Source organism: Mycoavidus sp. B2-EB (assembly GCF_014218255.1).
Classification (GTDB): Bacteria; Pseudomonadota; Gammaproteobacteria; order Burkholderiales; family Burkholderiaceae; genus Mycoavidus.
On the sequence record NZ_AP021872.1, the window covers coordinates 438,874 to 459,033 of the forward strand.

Annotated in this window: 13 protein-coding genes and 3 tRNA genes; 8 read left to right on the plus strand and 8 right to left on the minus strand. The window is 47.3% G+C overall.

Annotation, left to right across the window (positions count from 1 at the left end; all coding sequences use genetic code 11):
- Positions 1–74 precede the first annotated feature (74 nt).
- The 4 genes from MPB2EB_RS01980 (at position 75) to parC (ending at position 7,861) form a co-directional block, all read left to right on the plus strand.
- Positions 75–1,379, plus strand: coding sequence for an MFS transporter (locus tag MPB2EB_RS01980; protein ID WP_185182201.1), 1,305 nt, complete (start codon positions 75–77; stop codon positions 1,377–1,379).
- Between the two features lie 63 nt (positions 1,380–1,442).
- Positions 1,443–3,347 carry an ATP-binding cassette domain-containing protein gene (locus MPB2EB_RS01985; protein ID WP_185182202.1) on the plus strand — a complete coding sequence of 635 codons (1,905 nt, stop codon included), beginning with the start codon at positions 1,443–1,445 and terminating at the stop codon, positions 3,345–3,347.
- Positions 3,348–3,474: 127 nt separating this feature from the next.
- Positions 3,475–5,460, plus strand: coding sequence for a DNA topoisomerase IV subunit B (locus MPB2EB_RS01990; protein ID WP_185182203.1), 1,986 nt, complete (start codon positions 3,475–3,477; stop codon positions 5,458–5,460).
- 91 nt (positions 5,461–5,551) lie between these two features.
- Positions 5,552–7,861, plus strand: a complete 2,310-nt coding sequence (parC, locus tag MPB2EB_RS01995; protein ID WP_185182204.1) for a DNA topoisomerase IV subunit A — start codon at positions 5,552–5,554, stop codon at positions 7,859–7,861.
- Positions 7,862–7,873: 12 nt separating this feature from the next.
- On the opposite strand, the gene MPB2EB_RS02000 is transcribed toward parC, so the two are convergent.
- Positions 7,874–9,088, minus strand: a complete 1,215-nt coding sequence (locus MPB2EB_RS02000; RefSeq protein WP_185182205.1) for an amino acid aminotransferase — start codon at positions 9,086–9,088, stop codon at positions 7,874–7,876.
- Positions 9,089–9,203: 115 nt separating this feature from the next.
- On the opposite strand from MPB2EB_RS02000, the gene uvrB reads away from it, so the two are divergent.
- Together uvrB and MPB2EB_RS02010 are read left to right on the plus strand one after the other, a co-directional pair.
- Positions 9,204–11,291 (plus strand): excinuclease ABC subunit UvrB, encoded by a 2,088-nt coding sequence (uvrB, locus tag MPB2EB_RS02005; RefSeq protein ID WP_185182206.1) that lies wholly within the window; start codon positions 9,204–9,206, stop codon positions 11,289–11,291.
- A 64-nt stretch (positions 11,292–11,355) separates the two neighbouring features.
- A tRNA-Arg gene (locus tag MPB2EB_RS02010) sits at positions 11,356–11,432 on the plus strand.
- A gap of 133 nt (positions 11,433–11,565) precedes the next feature.
- Here the strand turns inward: MPB2EB_RS02010 and MPB2EB_RS02015 are convergent.
- The 5 genes from MPB2EB_RS02015 to MPB2EB_RS02035 form a co-directional block, all read right to left on the minus strand.
- The gene (locus MPB2EB_RS02015; RefSeq protein ID WP_185182207.1) at positions 11,566–12,693 is read right to left on the minus strand and encodes an ABC transporter substrate-binding protein; all 1,128 of its coding nucleotides are present in this window, start codon (positions 12,691–12,693) and stop codon (positions 11,566–11,568) included.
- 150 nt (positions 12,694–12,843) lie between these two features.
- Positions 12,844–13,857 carry an ABC transporter substrate-binding protein gene (locus tag MPB2EB_RS02020; protein ID WP_185182208.1) on the minus strand — a complete coding sequence of 338 codons (1,014 nt, stop codon included), beginning with the start codon at positions 13,855–13,857 and terminating at the stop codon, positions 12,844–12,846.
- A gap of 32 nt (positions 13,858–13,889) precedes the next feature.
- A complete protein-coding gene (locus MPB2EB_RS02025) occupies positions 13,890–14,816 on the minus strand; it encodes a LysR family transcriptional regulator (protein ID WP_185182209.1) in 927 nt (308 codons plus the stop codon).
- A 122-nt stretch (positions 14,817–14,938) separates the two neighbouring features.
- The gene (locus MPB2EB_RS02030) at positions 14,939–16,033 is read right to left on the minus strand and encodes an ABC transporter substrate-binding protein (protein ID WP_185182210.1); all 1,095 of its coding nucleotides are present in this window, start codon (positions 16,031–16,033) and stop codon (positions 14,939–14,941) included.
- Positions 16,030–16,965 (minus strand): LysR family transcriptional regulator, encoded by a 936-nt coding sequence (locus tag MPB2EB_RS02035; RefSeq protein ID WP_185182211.1) that lies wholly within the window; start codon positions 16,963–16,965, stop codon positions 16,030–16,032. The genes MPB2EB_RS02030 and MPB2EB_RS02035 overlap by 4 nt, the downstream gene beginning before the upstream one ends.
- A gap of 658 nt (positions 16,966–17,623) precedes the next feature.
- Here MPB2EB_RS02035 and MPB2EB_RS02040 point away from each other — a divergent pair.
- Complete coding sequence (locus MPB2EB_RS02040; protein WP_185182212.1) at positions 17,624–19,003, plus strand: 2-hydroxycarboxylate transporter family protein; 1,380 nt, start codon at positions 17,624–17,626, stop codon at positions 19,001–19,003.
- A 113-nt stretch (positions 19,004–19,116) separates the two neighbouring features.
- On the opposite strand, the gene MPB2EB_RS02045 is transcribed toward MPB2EB_RS02040, so the two are convergent.
- Together MPB2EB_RS02045 and MPB2EB_RS02050 are read right to left on the minus strand one after the other, a co-directional pair.
- A tRNA-Cys gene (locus MPB2EB_RS02045) sits at positions 19,117–19,190 on the minus strand.
- Between the two features lie 95 nt (positions 19,191–19,285).
- Positions 19,286–19,361, minus strand: a tRNA-Gly gene (locus tag MPB2EB_RS02050).
- 182 nt (positions 19,362–19,543) lie between these two features.
- On the opposite strand from MPB2EB_RS02050, the gene greB reads away from it, so the two are divergent.
- A complete protein-coding gene (gene greB, locus MPB2EB_RS02055; protein ID WP_185182213.1) occupies positions 19,544–20,104 on the plus strand; it encodes a transcription elongation factor GreB in 561 nt (186 codons plus the stop codon).
- Positions 20,105–20,160: the final 56 nt, after the last annotated feature.

A 20,160-nucleotide genomic window follows, 5' to 3' on the forward strand; every position in this document is an offset into this window, starting at 1 on the left:
AGGGGATTTCGGATTATATTTCTTTCAAGCTGGATTTTATTTAGCTCTAAAACTAAATAGGAATGGAGACCAATATGTCTGATGGAAATATTGCTATGCATGCAGCGCCTAGTCATTTAGAGGCGCAAGCGTATAAGAAAGTGACGTTGCGACTGGTGCCTTTCCTGGTGCTCAGCTATTTGATTGCTTGGCTAGATCGCGTAAACGTTGGTTTTGCTAAGCTGCAAATGTCGGCTGACCTGGGTTTTAGCGAGGCCATTTATGGCCTGGGCGCGGGGTTATTTTTTATTTCTTATTTTCTGGTTGAAATACCGAGTAATGTATTGCTGCACCGGCTTGGGGCGCGCCTTTGGATGGCGCGTATCATGATCTCCTGGGGCATTATCTCGGCAGCCATGATGTTTGCCAAAACTCCATTTACTTTTTATGTTCTCCGTCTGCTGCTGGGTATTGCCGAGGCCGGATTTTATCCAGGCGTTATTTTATACCTCACTTATTGGTATCCATCCTATCGACGCGGCAAAATCCTAACGATTTTCACATTAGGCGCTCCGCTTTCAGGATTGATTGGCGCTCCTGTGTCGGGCTGGATTATGCAGAGCTTTAATGGCATATATAACCTGGCGGGTTGGCAATGGCTCTTTCTACTGGAAGGTATTCCCGCCATCTTTATTGGTTGCGCGGCGTTTTTCGTATTAACGGATCGAATTAGTCATGCAAAATGGCTCTCTACAGAGGAAAAAGATCTGCTTGCTCAGCGCATCCACGAAGATAGCGCACACAAACTGCCATACTCGTTTCGCACCGTGCTCACGAATGGCCGGGTTTGGTTTCTCACGTTCATTTATTTTTGCCTGATTATGGGTTTTTACACGGTTGGTTTCTGGTTGCCCACCATTATTCAATCTACCGGAGTTAAAAATCCACTGCATATTGGACTGTTAACGGCGATTCCCTATCTAGCCGCAATGATTGCCTTACCATTGTTTGGGTATAGCGCGGATAAACATCGTGAAAGACGCTGGCATCTTGTCTTGGCTTGTATGATGGGTGGTTTGGGACTCATCACCAGCGTTGTTTGGAGTCATAGTGTAGTGATTACGATCTGTGGCATGACGATTGCTGCTATGGGAGTGATGAGCTCGTTGCCGCTTTTCTGGAGTTTGCCCACCTCCTTTTTGGGTGGCATTGCAGCCGCAACGGGGATTGGGCTTATCAATTCGTTCGGTAACCTGGGCGGCTTTGTCAGTCCGTATGTCATTGGCTTCATTAAAGACTTAACGCACAGCATGGATATTGGTCTGTGTATTATGGCCTCAATGCTTTTCTTGGCGGCTGTGCTCACTCTGATGGTGCCTGCGAAGCTGGTCAATCGTTAATCAATTTGAGCTTAAGGAAAGGGCTAGCGGTACAATCTTGGTTTTCTTAGAACGACTGCCGCTATGCCACTTTTTTCTATTACCGGTGCCCAACTCGCGTTTGGGCACGTGGCGCTGCTGGATCGCGCCGATTTCTCAATCGAAACCAATGAGCGGGTTGGCCTGATTGGCCGCAATGGGGCCGGCAAATCATCGCTGCTGAAAATCGTGGCGCAGTTGATTGTGCCTGATGATGGGGTGAGCGCGCGGCAGCAGGGTCTAGTCACGGCGTATGTGCCGCAAGAACCGGTCTTCGCTGAGGGCGAAACGGTGTTTGAGGCCGTGGCCTCAGGGCTTGCCGCTGGCCGTGCGTTGCTTGACAAATTTAACGCTGTGACTACGCAGTTGGCTGAAATCCAAGAAGCGGACCAACATGATGCACTGCTAACGCAAATGACAAACCTGCAAGCCCAGCTGGATGCGGCTGATATATGGCAGTGGTCGGCCCGGGTTGAGACGCTTTTGACGCAGTTGGAGTTGGATGGCAAGGCGCTGGTGCAGGCTCTCTCGGGAGGTGGGCAAAAACGCGTTGCGCTGGGTGCCGCGCTGGTGGCGCGCCCGGATTTATTATTGCTTGACGAGCCCACCAATCATCTTGATTTCGCTGGCATGCGCTGGCTTGAAGAGTTACTGATTGCACAGCGCGCCAGTGTCTTATTCATTACCCATGATCGGTCTTTTCTGGATCGAGTGGCGACCCGCATTGTTGAGTTGGATCGTGGCCGTTTACTCTCTTTCCCCGGTAATTTTGGTGCTTATCAGGTCCAAAAAGCACAGCAGCTAGAAATTGAGCGGATCGAGAATGCAAAATTCGACAAATTACTCGCGCAGGAAGAAATCTGGATTCGTAAAGGGGTTGAAGCGCGCCGCACGCGTAGTGTAAGCCGGATTGGGCGCTTAGTTGAAATGCGCGCCGCCCGCGCTGAGCGGCGCTCAGTGCAAGGCAATCTCAAACTGAATGCCAGCCAAGCAGACAAATCAGGCAAGTTGGTGGCTGAGCTCAAAGAGGTATCTAAGCGCTATGGCACTCGTGTACTGATTAAAGATTTTTCAGTGACGGTGACGCGTGGCGACAGAATCGGTTTAATCGGTCCGAACGGAGCCGGCAAAACCACACTATTGAAGCTTATCCTAGGCACTGTGTCACCCGATCAAGGCCAGGCGCGTACTGGCACTCAGCTTCATATTGCGTATTTTGATCAAATGAGAGCGCAGCTTGATCCTGAGAAAAGCTTGCTTGAGACCATTAGTCCAGGCAGTGATTGGGTCGAGATCAATGGGAAAAAAAAGCATGTAATGAGTTATTTGGGGGATTTTCTATTTGCGCCTGAACGCGCGCGCTCACCGGTAAAATCCCTATCCGGTGGTGAACGTAACCGGCTGTTGCTGGCGCAACTCTTTGCCCGTCCATCGAATGTATTGGTATTAGATGAACCAACCAATGATCTGGATATTCCCGCGCTTGAGTTGCTTGAGGAGTTACTTGGCGACTATGATGGCACCGTGTTATTAGTGAGTCACGATCGCACCTTTTTAGACAATGTGGTGACCTCAGTCATTGTGGCCGAAGGCGATGGCGCGTGGCGTGAATATGTAGGTGGTTTTGCAGATTGGCAGAGGCAGCATGCACGTGCAAGACCAAGTGCATCAGCCGGAACGCCTAAGAATACGGTGACTCCTGCATCCAAAGAGCGCCCGATACAGCGCGCGCTGAAACTGTCTTACAAGCAGCAGCAAGAGTTGAGTGCCTTACCTGCTAAGATCGCTGCGCTTGAAGCTGAACAAAAAGCCATCAACGAACAACTTGTAGAAGGCTCGATTTTTATGCAGGATGCACAGCAAGGCGCGCGGCTGGCCGAGCGTTATGCTGCGATAGAAGATGAATTGCTCGCGGCCCTTGAACGCTGGCAAGCGTTGGAAGCAAAATAGAATGGCGAAGATTTCACTTAAATTCTAAGCCAAGCGTTGTTTAATGAATGACAAACTCCCGCGCATCCAACGATAAAGTTTGCTTAAACATTTGTAAAAATACGCTACATTTTTATCCTTTTTCCTCATGGCTATTAAAAGAAATCTACCTGCATATAGCGAAGCATCGATTAAAGTATTGAAGGGCTTGGAGCCGGTCAAACAGCGGCCCGGCATGTATACCCGTACTGAAAACCCCTTGCACATTGTGCAAGAAGCGATCGATAACGCCTCCGATGAAGCGCTGGGTGGTTATGGCCGGCAAATTATTGTCACTTTGCATATCGATGGCGCGGTGAGCGTTGAGGATGATGGGCGAGGTATTCCATTTGGCTTGCATCCTGAAGAAGGCGTGCCGGTGGTTGAACTGGTTTTTACACGGCTTCATGCGGGCGGGAAGTTCGATAAAGCGGCAGGCGGCGCTTACACTTTCTCGGGGGGCTTGCATGGTGTGGGCGTGTCAGTGACCAATGCATTATCGACGCGACTAGACGTCACTGTTTGGCGCGAAGGTAAAGTCGCACAAATTGGTTTTGTGCAGGGTGAACTCGCTCAGCCGTTAGTGGTACGCTCAGCGGGCCGTGGTGAAAAAAAATGCGGCACGCGAGTCACCGCATGGCCGGATCCAAAATACTTTGATGCGGCACATTTGCCAGTGGGAGAGTTGCAACGGTTACTCCGTTCAAAAGCAGTTTTATTACCCGGCATTGAGGTTTGTCTTGTCATTGAAAAAACCGGAGAGCAGCAACGCTGGCAATATGAAGATGGATTCCGCAGTTATTTACAAGAAGGACTCGCAGGCGCTGAACTCCTCATCCCGCTTTTTGAAGATGAGCGTTTTGTTGGCGCAAACCGTAACGGTGACGAGAATTTCGCTGAAGGAGAGGGCGCGGCCTGGGTCGTCGCTTGGAGTGAGGAAGGCCCGCTGGTGCGTGAATCCTATGTCAATCTGATTCCCACTTCCGCCGGCGGCACGCATGAGTCTGGCTTGCGCGATGGCCTGTTTCAGGCGATTAAAGGTTTTATCGAGCTGCATAGTCTGTTGCCCAAGGGGATTAAACTGCTAGCGGAAGATGTGTTTTCGCGCGTTTCATTTTTACTCTCGGCCAAAGTCCTTGATCCACAATTTCAAGGGCAGATTAAAGAGCGTTTAAATAGCCGCGATGCTGTGAGGCTAGTATCATCTTTTGTGCGGTCGGCACTTGAATTATGGTTGCACCAACACGTTGAGTACGGCCGTAAACTGGCCGAATTGGTGATTCGACAAGCGCAGGCCCGTACGCGCGCTAGCCAGAAAGTAGAAAAACGTAAAAGCTCTGGGGTGGCTGTATTACCGGGCAAACTCACCGATTGCGAATCGACCGAGATCACGCGCAACGAGTTGTTTCTGGTTGAAGGAGATTCTGCTGGCGGCTCCGCTAAAATGGGCCGTGATAAAGAATTCCAAGCGATTCTGCCCTTGCGTGGCAAAGTCCTGAATACTTGGGAAATGGAGCGCGAACGGCTCTTTGCGAATAATGAAGTGCACGATATTGCAGTAGCCATTGGGGTCGACCCGCATGGTCCGGGGGATACACCCGATTTATCCGGCTTGCGCTATGGCAAGATCTGCATTCTGTCCGATGCCGATGTGGATGGCTCGCATATCCAAGTATTACTGATTACGCTGTTCTTTAAACATTTTCCGCAGCTTATCGCGCGCGGTCATTTATGTATTGCACAATCCCCATTATTCCGCGTTGATGTGCCTGCGCGTGGCAAAAAGCCTGCACAGAAACTATACGCTTTGGATGATAGTGAACTTGCCTCTATTCTCGATAAGTTGAGTAAAGATGGGGTGCGTGAACAGCAATGGAGCATCAGCCGTTTTAAAGGGCTAGGCGAAATGAGTGCTGAGCAGTTGTGGGATACGACAATGAACCCTGATACTCGGCGTTTGCTGCCAGTTGCTTTGGGCGCGCTGGGGTTTGAGGCAACGGTAGGTCTGATGACTATGCTGATGGGCAAAGGGGAGGCGGCTGCGCGGCGTGGGTGGCTTGAGGAGAAAGGGAATGAAGTTGAGGCGGATGTGTAAAAGCAATGGAGCGTTATGCAATCAATTTCTATAATAGAAAATCTGCCATTTTCTATAAAGCTTAATCGATCGATGACTGAATAAACATTGAATGGAACAACAAAACATCAACTTCATTGCCCCCAACGGAGCAGACACTGAATTCCTAACCCTTGGCGACTACGCAGAACGTGCTTATCTCGACTACGCAGTCAGCGTAGTCAAAGGCCGTGCGCTACCCGAAGTAGGCGATGGGCAAAAACCCGTACAGCGCCGTATTTTGTTCGCCATGAATGAGATGGGACTCGCCGCTGACGCTAAACCTGTGAAATCGGCGCGCGTAGTGGGCGATGTGCTGGGTAAATACCACCCGCACGGCGATCAATCGGCTTATGATGCTTTAGTCCGGCTTGCGCAAGATTTTTCATTGCGTTACCCATTAATTGATGGCCAAGGCAACTTTGGCTCGCGTGATGGCGATGGCGCTGCTGCGATGCGTTATACCGAAGCGCGCTTGACGCCAATTGCTCAGCTTTTGCTGGCCGAGCTAGCTGAAGGCACGGTCGACTTCATGCCGAATTATGATGGGTCGAACGAAGAGCCGAGAGGCTTGCCGGCCCGTTTGCCTTTTGTCTTGCTGAATGGCGCTGCGGGAATTGCGGTTGGTTTAGCCACTGAAATTCCCTCTCACAATCTACGTGAAGTGGCGCAAGCGGCGATTGCGCTGATTCGCAATCCAAAGATTTCTCATGCAGAACTCATGACAATCCTTCCCGGGCCGGATTTCCCGGGAGGGGGGCAAATTATTTCAAGCACTGATGAAATAGCCGCCGCTTATCAAACCGGGCGCGGCAGCCTGAAAGTGCGCGCGCGCTGGAAAATTGAGGAGCTTGCGCGTGGGCAATGGCAGTTAGTGATTACCGAATTGCCGCCGAATGCCTCGGGGCAGAAGGTGCTTGAAGAAATTGAGGAGCTGACTAATCCAAAGTTGAAATCCGGTAAGAAAGCCCTCACGCCAGAGCAACAACAGACGAAGCAGCATCTCCTTTCATTGCTGGATACGGTACGTGATGAATCAGGGCGGGAGGCAGCGGTGCGTCTTGTGTTTGAGCCAAAATCAAGCCGTATCGAGGTCGATGAATTTATCAATACGCTGCTTGCCCACACTAGTATGGAGTCCAATGTTGCGCTCAATTTAGTGATGATTGGCACAGATGGCCGGCCGCGCCAAAAGCCATTGCTCGAGATTTTGCGTGAATGGGTGGCGTTTCGTTTTGTCACGATCACGCGGCGTAGCCGCTTTCGGCTAGCAAAGATGGAAGATCGCATTCATATTCTTGAAGGGCGGTTGATTGTCTTTTTGAATTTGGATGAAGTGATTCGGATTATTCGTGAAGCGGATGAACCCAAGCCTGCATTGATCAATGCATTTGGTTTAAGTGAGCGGCAAGCGGACGATATTCTTGAGATCCGTTTGCGGCAGCTAGCGCGGCTCGAAAGTATCAAGCTAGAAAAAGAGTTAGCCGCATTGCGCGATGCGCGCGCCAAGCTGCAAGAGCTGCTTGGCAGTGAGGCGGCAATGAAGCGCTTACTCATCCGCGAGATAGAGGCGGATGCTAAACAATACGGTGATGAGCGGCGTACGCTGATGCAACAAGAACGGCGCGCAGTGATTGAGGCGCGTGTGGTCGATGAACCTATCACCGTGATTATTTCGCAAAAAGGCTGGGTCCGTGGGCACAAGGGCCATGGACTGGATACCGCGCAATTTACGTTTAAGGCGAGTGATCAGTTGTACGGCGCTTTTGAATGCCGCACGCCAGATACTTTAATTGCCTGGGGTAGCAATGGCCGGGTTTATTCGGTCCCGGTTGCAACCTTGCCCGGGGGGCGTGGCGATGGGGTACCCCTTACTTCGTTGCTTGAGTTGGCGGCAGGCACGCAGCTTTTGCATTACTTTGCGGCACCGCTTGAACAGCGGCTTTTACTTTCGATGAGCACCGGTTTTGGTTTTATCGCCAAGATTGGCGACATGGTGAGCCGGGTTAAGGCGGGTAAAGCATTTATGACCCTTGAGGCGCAGGCCACGCCGTTATTGCCGGCGCCATTGTTGCTGCAGGCCGCTTATGTTGCGTGCTTATCAAGCGCTGGCCGTTTGCTTGTATTTAACTTAGATGAGCTGAAAACTTTAGCGGGCGGTGGGCGGGGTGTGACTCTCATTGGACTTGATGCCGGAGAGACTCTGCTGCAAGCCGTCGCTTTCGGAGCGGCCGGTTTAGTTTTGATGGGGGTTGGGCGTGCGGGCAAGCCGGCCGAAGCCACTCTGTCGCTTGCTGCGCTGGCACCCTTTTTAGGTAAGCGAGCTCGCCGCGGCCGCGTACCAGAGCTTAAATTCAAACTCGTGGGTCTGCGGCCTGCGTGAGGCGAGGTTTTTTTATCTAGGTAGAGTTGTATTGAGCACCTGCGTAATGGCCTGTGCGACAGTTTCAACATTTCTGGTGTTCAGCGCTGCAACACAGATGCGGCCGGTACCTACCGCATAAATGCCAAATTCAGTTTTTAAGCGCTCAACATGTTGAGTGCTTAAACCTGAATAAGAGAACATGCCGCGTTGGCGGTTAACAAATTCAAAGTCACGGTTTGCCCCATATTGTTTGAGTTTGGCGACGAGACTGCCACGCATTGACAAAATCCGGTCGCGCATTTCGCTTAACTCTTGTTCCCATAGCGTGCGCAATTCTGGTGTATTTAAAATAGCGGCGACAATGGCTCCGCCATGGGTCGGCGGGTTTGAATAGGTGGTGCGGATCACCAGCTTGAGTTGCGACAGTACGCGCAAGGTTTCAGCTTGACTTGAGGTGATGACTGAAAGTGCGCCAACCCGCTCGCCATATAACGAAAACGATTTTGAAAATGAGTTAGCGACAAAACTATTGATGCCCGCTTCAGCAAACAGCCGTACCGCAGCAGCATCTTCTTCAATGCCTGCACCAAAACCTTGATAAGCAATATCAAGGAATGGAACCAGTTGACGTTCTTTGACGATTTGCACCACCTGTTGCCATTGCTCAAGGGTGAGATCCACCCCGGTTGGGTTGTGACAACAGGCATGTAATATCACAATCGTACCTGGCGCATAGGTCTTGAATGCGTTAACTAAGCTCGCAAAATCAACATCTTGGGTCTCAGCGCTGTAATAAGGATAGCTGACGACTTCAAAGCCTGCGGTTTGGAAGAGGGCGCGGTGGTTTTCCCAACTGGGGTTACTGACAGCGACTTTGGCGTTTGGGTTTAAACGTTTCAGAAAATCCGCGCCGATTTTTAAGGCGCCTGTGCCGCCTAAGGCTTGGACCGTGGCGATGCGGCCCTGCGCCAGCAGAGGAGAGGCTGCGCCAAATAATAATTTCTGCACCGCAGCGTTGTAAGTGGTGATGCCATCGATGGGCAGATAACCGCGAGGCGCGGCTGCCTCAAGGCGGGCTTTTTCCGCTTCACGTACGGCGCGTAATAGCGGAATGCGTCCATCATCATTCGTATAAACACCAATGCCGAGGTTAACCTTAGTGGGCCGTGTATCAGCGTTAAATGTTTCATTGAGGCCCAAAATAGGATCATTCGGGGCGAGTTCGACGTTGGAAAAGAGATTCATAAAAGCTGCTCGAATAAAGGACAGGATAGAATAAGGAGGTTGTGCCTAAAAAAACAACGTAGTCACCTGGGCTAGGCGCTATGGTATCCAAACTAACCCCACTATTTTATCTAAAATGACTGATCTGCGGGAAACTCAAGATACGCTGGATGAATCCAAATTTGTTACTTTCGGTGATTCTCCTTATCAACTGTATCAACCTTATCTCCCTGCTGGCGATCAGCCAAAGGCGATTGAGCAGTTACTCAGTGGAGTTGAGGATGGCTTATTGTTTCAGACGCTACTCGGTGTAACCGGCTCGGGTAAGACTTATACCATGGCGAATGTGATTGCCAGGCTGGGGCGGCCAGCGATTGTATTTGCGCCAAATAAAACCCTTGCGGCACAACTCTATTCAGAATTTCGTGACTTCTTTCCACGTAATGCGGTTGAATATTTCGTGTCTTATTACGACTACTATCAGCCAGAAGCTTATGTGCCACAGCGTGATCTTTTTATCGAAAAAGATTCGTCAATTAACGAACATATTGAGCAAATGCGGCTTTCAGCAACTAAAAGTTTGCTAGAGCGGCGCGATACGATCATTGTAGCGACGGTGTCAGCGATCTACGGGATTGGTAATCCAGGTGAATATCACCAAATGATTCTGACGTTGAGAACGGGCGATAAGTTAGGTCAACGAGAAATGATCGTGCGCTTAATCTCAATGCAATACACGCGCAATGAAACTGACTTTCAGCGCGGCACCTTTCGCGTGCGAGGCGATACGATCGATATTTTCCCCGCTGAACACGCGGAAATGGCCGTGCGAGTCGATTTGTTCGACGATGAGATTGATTCATTATATTTATTTGATCCGCTTACAGGACAAATCCGGCGCAAGCTTTTACGCTTTACTGTATACCCGTCTTCTCACTATGTTACGCCACGCGAGACAGTGCTGCGCTCGATTGAAACCATCAAAACGGAATTACGCGAGCGGCTTGAATTTTTTAATAGCTCAGCAAAGTTGTTGGAAGCGCAGCGTATCGAGCAACGCACACGTTTTGATCTTGAAATGCTGCAAGAACTCGGTTTTTGCAAAGGCATTGAAAACTATTCACGCCATTTATCGGGGGCGGCTCCAGGTGAGCCACCGCCAACGCTGGTTGACTACCTACCACCGGATGCCTTGATGTTTTTGGACGAGTCGCATGTCCTGATTGGCCAATTAAATGGCATGTACAACGGCGATCGAGCGCGTAAAGAGAATCTGGTGAATTATGGTTTTCGCTTGCCTTCGGCGCTAGATAACCGGCCCCTTAAATTTGCCGAATTCGAGCGCAAATTACGCCAAGTGATTTTTGTTTCAGCGACCCCTGCGGATTACGAAAAACGCGTATCTGGGCAAGTGGTTGAGCAGTTAGTTCGCCCCACTGGCTTGATTGATCCAGAAATTGAGGTGCGTCCGGCGCGCACGCAGGTGGATGATGTATTAGCGGAAATTCATGAACGCGTGCAGGTTGGCGAGCGTGTATTGATTACAGTATTAACCAAGCGCATGGCCGAGCAGCTTACTGAATTTTTATCTGAGCATAAGATTAAGGTCCGTTATTTGCATAGCGATATTGAGACGGTTGAGCGGGTTGAAATTATCCGTGATTTACGGCTCGGTGTATTTGATGTGTTAGTGGGGATTAATTTATTACGCGAGGGGCTCGATATTCCAGAGGTTTCGCTGGTCACGATTTTTGATGCGGATAAAGAAGGTTTTTTGCGGGCGGAACGCTCGTTGATTCAAACCATTGGCCGCGCGGCCCGAAATGTAAATGGCAAAGCCATTCTTTATGCAGACTCGATAACCGGTTCAATGCAACGAGCCATCGCCGAAACGGAGCGGCGGCGTGCTAAACAGCTTGCGCATAATGAAGCACATCAAATTACACCGACTGGGGTCGTGAAGCGAATCAAAGATATTATCGACGGTGTCTATAACGTAGATGATGCGCGTGCTGAACTGAAGATCGCCCAAGAGCGCGCAAAATTTGAGGGGATGAGCGAGAAGCAGCTGGCTAAAGAAATCAAACGGCTTGAAAAGCAGATGATGGCACACGCAAAAAATCTTGAGTTTGAACAAGCCGCACAAACTCGGGACCAACTTGCTTTACTGCACGAACGGGTATTTGGCGCGAATACCCATGATCCATTGAATAGCGAAAATTGAAATAATCTTTGAAATAGGGCATTTTCAACTTTAGAGCAAGCTGCTATAATCTCTGCCTTAGTGTGCGGCTGTAGCTCAGTTGGATAGAGTACTTGGCTACGAACCAAGGGGTCGTGGGTTCGAATCCTGCCAGCCGCGCCAGTGTTTATAAGCCCCGCAGCAATTTTTTGCTGCGGGGCTTTTGCTTATGTGTATTAGTTGCGAATTGATCGTACAACGTTGGCGCCAACTTAACTATTTGAAAGAAAGTAAACTCAAATAGTTAAGTGTCCCGTCAACTTAGCATCCACTGATTAAAGCGTTCGATAATGGCGCTATGCTTATCTGCCCAATACAACCCGTTGCTAGGCATCCCTTTTTTTAAATTGTCTGGATACGTTGCCAGCAACTTTACATATTTTGGATCAATTCGGTTTCTTTCCAAAACGTCTTGTTCCAATGCGCTAGGCTGTGTAGGGCTAATTCCATAGGGTATAAGGCGTGCCTGCCGCTCTGGATCGGTGGCAAATCGAATAAATTGACGGCAAGCATCCGCATTAGGCGTTCCCTTCAAAATCGTCCAATTATCATATCCATAGATATGCTGGTCCCATGAAAATGCAACGGGTGCGCCTGCATCAATAGCGGATATAGTAGAAATTATAAAAGCGGGGATTAAATCTACTTCGCCTGTTTTTAATAGCTGTTCGGCATGCGGTGTATTCTGCCACCAACTGGAGATATGTGGTTTGATTCTATCCAGGCTGCGAAACGCACGGTTAAGGTCGCAAGGGTAGATTTCGGTTGGAAGCACACCATCCGCTAGCAAAGCTTCTTCAAGGGTATCGAAGGGGATTTTACGTAGACTACGGCGGCCAGGAAAATTTTTTATATCCCAAAAATCCATCCATGTCTTTGGGGTTGGGCGTCCTCTAAAAGCATCTGTGCGATACGCGAGTACGATAGAGTAGACGTTCATACCAACGCTATAGTCTGACAAAAGGTGCGGCATAATGCTTTTGACAGCATCATCGTTTCCAAGTCCATGTGCCTCTAAATAACCCTGTTGCCCGAGCACAGGAATAGCTCTATTACCAAGGCAAGCCATATTCCACTTGTACTCTCCTGTATCGACCATAGTTTTAATTTCTGCAATAGGCTCTACATTTGACGGAATGCCGATTACCTTAATACCGGTTTCTTTCCTAAAAGGCTCAAAGAGTATTTCTGTATAAGCCAAATGACTTTTACCGCCCGAAGTGCGGATCACAATCTGATCTGCGGGTTTTGTGGTAACTTTTTTTGAAGGTGTGGTTTTCCGGGATGTGATGATATAGGGTATAGAAATTGCCGCTGCGCCTGCGGCAATGATGGCCTTAATTGCATTACGGCGATTATTGCGATCTGGATTTTTATTCTGCATTTGACGCCCCGAGTGGAATTAACGAATTATTGTCTGTCTCTGGCAAGCTTGCTCGAGACTAGGGGGTGATGTTTCACATAGTCAACCACAGAAAATTACAAACCTCAACACGCCCTAGTACAAGTAAGTTCAAATAGGTTAAGCGTTTAGCTAACTGAGCATCCACTGATTAAAATGTTCGATGGCTGTACTTTGAGTCTTAGACCAGTATAACGGATCGCTATATAAACCTTTTTTGATGTTATCTGGATGGGAGGGAAGGCGCTTGGCCAGCTTTGAATCGGAAGCAAATTGGATGAATTGGCGGCATGCATCAGCGTTAGGCGTACCTTTCAAGATTGCCCAGCTATCACATACATAAATGTGTTGATGCCATGAAAAAGCAACGGGCATACCGGCATCGATTGCTGACTGCACGCGAGGAATCCAAACCGGAATCATGTCTATTTCTCCGGTTTTTAACAAGTGTTCGCTCTGTGCCCCATTTGTCCACCAGGCTCCGACATGAGGCTTAATTTTGTTGAGCTTATCAAATGCCCTATTAAAGTCGCAAGGATAAACATTGTTAAGCGAAACATCATCGGCTATCAGCGCGATTTCGATAGTGTCGAAGGGATGTTTACGTAAACTCCGGCGTCCAGGGAAATTATTTACATCCCATATATCCCGCCAGGTTTGCGGTGCCTGACGCCCTTTGAACACATCAGTACGATAGGCCAATACGGTACTGCATACATTGGTCCCCACTCCATAGGGCGATCTAAATTGCGGCGAAATTTCTGAAATGACAGGATCATGTTCAAGTCCATGCTTTTCTAGATACATGTCATCTATTGATAAAAGCAGGATAGCAGCTTGGCTAAGGAGCGCCATATCCCATTGGTACGTCTTGGATTTAACCATCGTCTGGATTTGCGCAATGGGTTCTGGGCCTGCAGCGACACCTATAACTTCAATGCCAGTTGCCTTTGTGAAAGGTTTGTAAAGGACATTTTCATATATCTGACTAATAACTCCGCCTGGATCTCGAATAATAATTTTCTGCCTCGAGCTAGCCCGAGAGGGAGTCGAAACGAATGCTGAGACTAGCGCAGCAGCACCGGCAGTTACTACTTTAATCACAGTACGACGGCCTGCATTTTGTAGTTGGCTAAGATCGCTCATCTAATTTTCCCTACATGATGATTGTAGAAAGCTTAATAAATTAATGAATGTGACTGTTTAAAAATCGATAATTTTGCTGCAAGCAGCCTAATTAGTTGATTAACTGCGGGTGAAAATTGCCTGCCCCTCCTTACCACCAAACCAAATTCTGAGGCCATAAAAGCGGGGTGGTCGATCTCTAAAGCAGTTAATTGACCTAGCTCAATTTCTTGACGGGCTATATAGGCTGGCATAAATGTTCCGCCAGAGCCGATGCAGGCGAATTGTTTTCTAACGACGGTGGAGTCGCTAATCAGGGTTGGTGTTAACTGAATTTTTTCTGAAATTTCTACCGATTGGATCATTTGCCGTAAAGCCCATGAAGTTGGCGGCAGTGCAAGCGAGTAACATGCTGTTTCTGAGAATTGAATTTTTTGCTTGTCAGCAAGCGGATGATCTTTGCCCACTAACATATGCACTGGAAGGGACGCGCGCTTATAGCAACATATATCTGGGTGATCGATAATGGGATGAATGGCACCTATATGCGCAGCATCTTCAAGTACTGTAGAAATGATCTGAGGGGTTGCATTAATTTCTTTGATACTAATATGTAAATTAGGATGTGTTGCGCAGAAGCTGTTAAGGACGTCTTTCATGAACATATCAATATATGCATAAGGTACAGCAAGCTGAATACAGCCACGCTGCAAATCGCCTAACTCTTGTAAACTAAGCTCTAAATCTGCTTGTGCTTCTTGATCTCGTTTGTAATATTCAAAAAGTAATTTAGCGGTATCAGTCGGGACTACTCCGCGGGGGCGACGCTCAAATAATTTGTGTCCTATTTCCTTTTCAAACAGCTTAATCTGTCGCGTAATGATGGATGAATCGGTATTTAAATAATCTGCGGCTTTACGAATTTTCCCATGGGTGTAAACTGCGTGGAAACAGCGTAACCTATAATTATTGATAATCATGCCTTCCACTCCTAAAAGAATACTGTCACTTAATGTAGAAGGGTTATAAAATAGACCCCTTGAAAATCAAGGGGTCTCGTATCTAAAAGCGCAGCTAATATCTAAGTGTCTTAGATTTTTAATTAACTTAGCATCCATCGGCTAAAACGTTCAATAACTGTGCTTTGTACATTAAGCCAATAAGACGCATCAATAAATATTCCTTTTTTAAGATTTTCAGGGTGAGTTGAAAGTAGTTTGGCGCGCTTTGGATCAATATATTTAAAAGCATCGGGTTGGGTTACTCCGATTGCGCCATATGATGCGAGAAGTGCTTGCCGCTTCGGATCGGAGGTAAATTTGATAAATTCACGGCAAGCGTCAGCGTTAGGCGTTCCTTTCAAAATGGCCCAACTGTCACATCCATAAATATGCTGGTCCCATGAAATTGCTATCGGCGCACCAGCATCTATCGCGGCTTGTGCGCGAGAAACAATAGAGGGCATGAGGTCTACCCCGCCAGACTTGAGTAATTGTTCGGATTCAGGCGCATTTGTCCACCAGATAGAGGTATACGGCTTGATTCTGTCAAGGCTACGAAATGCTTGGTCGAGATCGCACGGATAGACATTTTTCGTAGATACACCATCAGCCATCAGAGCCTCTTCGACGGTGTCAAAAGGGAGTTTGCGTAGCCCCCGGCGGCCAGGGAATTTATTTATATCCCAGAGATTTTCCCACGTTTGAGGTGGGCGCTTTTTGAAGATATCAGTACGATATGCCAGCACAGTAGAATAGACGTTTGTTCCAATCCCATAAGGCGATATGAATTTTGGGGGAATTGCCGAGACAATAGGATCATGCTCGAGTCCATGTGGTTCCAGATAAACCTTGTCAGCAGTTAATAGTGCGATTGATCTATGGCCAATAGCAGCCATATCCCAATGCAAAACTCCAGTATCGACCATTGTTCGAATTTGTGCCGCTGGTTCAACACTTGCTACGGTGCCAATAACTTGAATACCAGTTGACTGTGTAAACGGCTTGTAAAATACATCTTGATATATCGTGGACATAATCCCACCTGAATCACGCACAACAATTCTTTGTTGCTTTTGAGCGACTCCTCTGGAGGGCGTGATGACAAAGGGCGCACAAACTGCTGCAGAGCTAAAACTCATCATTTTTTTGATCATCTCTCTACGGCTAGGGCTGTAACGCTGATTTTTAGTATTCATAGATCCTTCTTGTTGCTCTCTAAAGACTGTGCAAAAATGGATAGCTTCGAGCTGAGTAATCTGAGCAATTGATGCACTGCTGATGAGAGTGGTTTACCCTGCCTAATAATTAAACAAAATTCTGAAGACATGAAAGCCGGATGCTCAATTTTTAGAGCAATCAGTTGGCCCGTATTGATTTCATGGTGTGCCGCCAAGGCGGACATTAATGCCCCGCCATCGTTAGAAGAAGCGAATTTTTTCCGAGCATAAACAGAGTCGCTCGTAAATGTTGGAGTCAATTGAATCTTTTCTGATTGCTCTGCCAAACGAACCATTTCCCATAAACTAAATGAAGTAGGTGGCATGGCAAGTGGATAGCGTGTTGCTTCTGCAAAAGTCACACTTTGTTTTTCAGCTAGCGGGTGGGATTTGCTTATCAATAAGTGTATGGGTAAAAGCGCTCTCGCACAATAATGAACATCTGGATTTTGTGGAGAATGATGAGTCATCATTCCTATATGCGCTTCGTCTTCGAGAATTTGAGTCACTACCTGAGAAGATGCCTTAACTTCTTGAATATTAATTTGTAGTTTAGGATATTGATAATAGAATTCTTTGATTACATCGTCCATCAATGTATCGATAAATATAGGTGACGTCGCAATCTGGATTGTACCGCGCCACATATTGATTGATTCTTGTAAGCACACTTCTAAATCTGCTTGTAAGCTACGATTCACATGATAGTATTTGAGCAAAAATTCTCCTGCCTCAGTCAGAACAATATGGGGGCGGCGTTCAAATAGTTTGTGTCCTATTTCTTTTTCCAACAGCTTAATCTGTCGTGTAATGATGGATGAATCAATATCTAAATGGTCTGCGGCTTTGCAGATTTTTCTGTGGGTATAGACAGCATAGAAATAACCCAACCTCTTTTGATTTATGATCACCGTTCATGTCTCTCAAAAATTGCTTCTACTTATTGCCAAGAAAATTATAGAGTTAGTCCAAAAAGACTATGCTGTTTATTTATTTCTTTAATGCTGCTTTGTCAGCAGTAGGTAGTTTAATTTGAAAAAACAGCAACCAACAACTGGTTAAATATACAGTGGTGTAAAAGCAACAAAATGAAGAAATGTTTTTTATGGAATTCCATCAAAAAATTTAAATTAAGAAAAATATTTATTTTGATTTGTTGCGGGATATATAGAAAATATTTAAAAAAGTCTTTTTAGATATTTTTTGACTTTCTGTACTTATAAATCTTTATTCTGCCAGTCTGTATCGTGTATCTGATCTTTTTTAATTTCCTACTCATGGGCCAAAGAAACATTCGTTCTTTACTAAATAAGCAGCAATAATAAATATGAACTCCATTGTTATGACTACTCTTCTTTAACCATACTGGCACTCGAATTAGTTCATTAGAGGTAGGCATACCTTTAATACAACAAGATTCCATGTGTATCTATCCATTTAAGCAGCGGCATTTGCACATCGTTGCTTTTTTTAGATGAGCTCTGATCTATAGCGTTTTAGAAAAACGCCTAAAGGCTGTGTTTGATAGCGAGGATTAAATGAAGATTCAGAGCAAGGAGATAAAGGAAAATGAATAACTCATCTGCTGATAGCAGTGTTTTGACGCATAAAAAGTGGCGCTACTTTCTGCTGCGCAATCAAATAGGGAAATTGAGTTTTTTATTTAAATGTGTTCACTGGCAAAGGCTAACGAACAGAAGAATTGGAATTATCCCGCTACCGGCATATTTCATGATCCTTGCTTGCTTAGGAACTCTTCTAACTTCAAAAAAAATCTCTGGCGATATTTCAATCATGATCGCGTTACTTGCCGCATGTGGTTTTACCTGCGCTGAAATAGGCGCACGTATTCCAGGATTAAAGCAAATCGGCGGACCTGTTATCGTGAGCATCTTCCTGCCCGCCTATCTAGTTCATTGCAAATTCCTACCGGCTGAGTTAGTCGGATCAATTAGCGATTTCTGGCACTCAACCAAATTCGTCTATTTATTTAGTGCCTGTGTGATCGTGGGCAGTATCCTGAGCATGGACCGCCAAGCCCTTATCATTGGCATCGTTAAGATTTTTATTCCCCTTGGGGCTGGTTCTGTCATTGCGGCGACAGTTGGAACATTGACTGGCATGGCCTTTGGGCTAAGCGCGCACTACACTTTCTTTTATATCGTTATCCCCATTATGGCGGGTGGCATTGGCGAAGGTGCGATTCCTCTTACCCTTGCTTATGGCGAGATTTTGAATGCTCCACAAGACCAGATATTTGCCCAAGTCGTACCGGCTATCGTGCTGGGGAATTTGGTCGCGATTATCTGCGCGAGCGTGCTGAATCAGTTGGGCAAGCGTTATAGCCGCTATAGTGGAGAAGGGCGTTTATACGATGTTGAAGATGACGTACTGGCAAAGCCCATCAATACCTCATCGGTCAAAGTTGAGCATATCGCAGTCGCGGGGATGGCTGCGATCGCTTTCTATATCGTAGGCATTGTCGTCCATAAGCTGATTGGCTTGCCTGCTCCCGTCGCCATGCTGTTTCTTGTGGTGCTGGTTAAACTCATTTATACGATTTCACCCAAATTAGAAAAGGGTGCTCGTACAGTTTATCGCTTTTTCTCTATAGCAGTGACATATCCGTTGCTATTTGCCATTGGGATCACGACCACTTCTTGGGCTGATTTAATGGCGGCGTTCAACTTAGCCAACATCGTGACAATTGTCGTCACGGTCTTTACGCTAACCACAGTGGGTTTTTTTGTGGGGAAATGGATCGGTTTATATCCAATTGAAAGCGCTCTTATTAATACGTGTCACAGTGGCATGGGCGGTGTTGGCGATATTGCGATTTTGACTTCCGCTCACCGGCTAGAACTGATGCCATTCGCGCAAATAGCGACTCGCCTAGGCGGCGCTCTTACTATCACAGTTGCAATTCTTTTGTTGGGAGCTATTACATAGATGCTGAGAGGCTTGCTTACATACATTTGTATGCAGGCTCTGGGCTGAGGTTCTTGAGATTTTCTTTGAAAGGGACAAGAAGCCAACTAAGATTTGTATCAGGCTGACGTCGTTGGAGGCGGGAGTCGGAATCGAACCGGCGTCGACGGCTTTGCAGGCCGCTGCATAACCACTCTGCTATCCCGCCAAGGATCTGACTTTTGGAAGACGATCTACGTTTCCAATTTGGCTGGCCGGTCAACAAAGCGAGGGAATATACCCCAATAATGCAGACCGATAAATTGGAGCGGGAAACGAGGCTCGAACTCGCGACCTCCACCTTGGCAAGGTGGCGCTCTACCAACTGAGCTATTCCCGCGTACATCGCATCGCGCTTTTAAAAGATCTAACTGAATGCGAAGACGAGATTATGAATAAGTGATGATTTTGTGTCAAGTGATTGCTACAATTGGTTGCGACTCTTTGTGAAAAAAGAGGCGGTGTAGAATCGCTGAAAGTGTTGGCAGGGCGTTGCAAAGCTAGATTAGAAAAGGTTTTACGGTGAATACAGCAGGGCTTAGAGAATCACATCCAACCGAGCAAAATGAAGTCGAGCTCGAGCAATTTCAGATACCTGTGGGGGCCAAGAATTACATAACGCCTGCTGGCTATCATAAATTGAAGACGGAATTGTTGGATTTACTTGATCATGTGCGGCCTGAAGTGGTTCGAACGGTAGCATGGGCCGCGGCAAATGGGGATCGTTCAGAAAATGCCGACTATCTCTATGGCAAGCGGCGCTTGCGCGCAATCGATAAACACATTCGCTTCTTGACGAAGCGGCTTGATAATGCGCAAATAGTAGATAGCAGCTGCCAGGAAAATGTAGATCAGGTGTTTTTTGGGGCGATGGTGACCTATGCTACAGAGGACGGGGCTGAGCATTCAGTCACGATTGTCGGGGTGGATGAAATTAATCTGGAGCACGGTTATGTGAGCTGGGTTTCGCCGATCGCTCGGGCTTTACTCAAAGCAAAACTAGGGGACCTTGTGCCACTTCAGACACCAACGGGTACGGTGCAAATTGAAGTGCTTAAAATCCAATACCCTGAGCAAAGCTGATGCAAACACATCAAATTTTTATATATTTTCGTCTCACATGCAGTTTTTAGGGCAGG